Raw genomic sequence first — 1,446 nt, forward strand, 5'->3', positions numbered from 1 at the left:
GCTGGCGGAGCGTCTGGGTGTTCCGCAGGTCACGCTGTTGTCCGAGGTGAGGGTCGAGGGCGGCATGGTGACCGGGCGTCGGGACGGGGACAGTGCCAGTGAGCAGCTGCAGGCGTCGTTGCCGGCGGTGGTGTCGGTGACGGACCAGTCCGGTGAGGCGCGGTACCCGTCGTTCAAGGGGATCATGGCGGCGAAGAAGAAGCCGGTTCAGTCCCTGGACCTGGAGGATCTGGAGATCGGGGCGGACGAGGTGGGTCTGGCGGGTGCGTGGACGGCGGTGGATTCCGTGGCGCAGCGTCCGGCCCGTACGGCGGGCACGATCGTCAAGGACGAGGGTGAGGGCGGCAAGCGGCTGGCCGAGTTCCTTGCGGGTCAGAAGTTCATCTAGGTCCGGCCTTGCGGGCCGGTGGTTCGTCCGTCCGGTCGGCCTGTTCGGTCCCGTACATCCCTCTCACTCTCGTTTCCGTAGGAGATTGAAGTCCCATGGCTGAAGTTCTCGTCTATGTCGATCACGTGGACGGTGCTGTCCGCAAGCCCACTTTGGAGCTGTTGACGCTGGCCCGGCGGATCGGTGACCCGGTCGCGGTCGCGCTGGGCGGTGGTGCGGCCGGTACCGCGGCGGTGCTCGCCGAGCATGGTGCGGTCAAGGTTCTGACCGCTGAGGCGCCGGAGTTCGCCGAGTATCTGGTCGTGCCGAAGGTCGATGCGCTGCAGGCCGCGTACGAGGCGGTGTCCCCGGCCGCGGTGCTGGTCCCGTCCTCCGCGGAGGGCAAGGAGATCGCGGCCCGGCTCGCGGTGCGGATCGGGTCCGGGATCATCACGGACGCGGTCGATCTGGAGGCCGGTGAGCTGGGTCCGGTGGCCACCCAGTCCGCGTTCGCCGCGTCGTTCACGACCAGGTCCCGTGTCTCGCGGGGCACCCCGGTCATCACGGTCAAGCCGAACTCGGCGCCTGTCGAGCCGGCCCCGGCCGCCGGTGTGGTCGAGACGCTGCCGGTCACGTTCTCCGCGCAGGCCACCGGCACGAAGGTCCTGTCCCGGACCCCGCGCGAGTCGACCGGGCGCCCGGAGCTGACCGAGGCCGCGATCGTGGTCTCCGGCGGCCGTGGTGTCAACGGTGCGGAGAACTTCGCGATCATCGAGGCGCTCGCCGACTCGCTCGGCGCGGCCGTGGGTGCCTCGCGTGCCGCGGTCGACGCCGGCTGGTACCCGCACTCCAGCCAGGTCGGCCAGACCGGCAAGTCCGTCTCCCCGCAGCTCTACATCGCCTCCGGTATCTCCGGCGCGATCCAGCACCGGGCCGGCATGCAGACCTCCAAGACCATCGTCGCGATCAACAAGGACACCGAGGCCCCGATCTTCGACCTCGCCGACTACGGCATCGTCGGCGACCTCTTCCAGGTCGTCCCCCAGCTCACCGAAGAGGTCAACTCCCGCAAGGGCTGA

The 1,446-nt window shown here is 69.6% G+C and carries 2 protein-coding genes; both read left to right on the forward strand.

Annotated elements, in window-relative coordinates; translation table 11 throughout:
- Positions 1-388 (forward strand): electron transfer flavoprotein subunit beta/FixA family protein (locus AB0I23_RS41460; RefSeq protein ID WP_436847085.1); only part of this gene is annotated, 388 nt, incomplete at its 5' end.
- Between the two features lie 95 nt (positions 389-483).
- A complete protein-coding gene (locus AB0I23_RS41465; RefSeq protein WP_359118445.1) occupies positions 484-1,446 on the forward strand; it encodes an electron transfer flavoprotein subunit alpha/FixB family protein in 963 nt (320 codons plus the stop codon).

Origin of the sequence: Streptomyces atratus (assembly GCF_040655115.1) — a bacterium.
Classification (GTDB): domain Bacteria; phylum Actinomycetota; class Actinomycetes; order Streptomycetales; family Streptomycetaceae; genus Streptomyces; species Streptomyces atratus_D.

Excerpts from the sequence above, each read along its gene's own strand:
- AB0I23_RS41465 (WP_359118445.1), top strand. The coding sequence starts at position 484 with ATGGCTGAAGTTCTCGTCTATGTCGATCACGTGGACGGTGCTGTCCGC.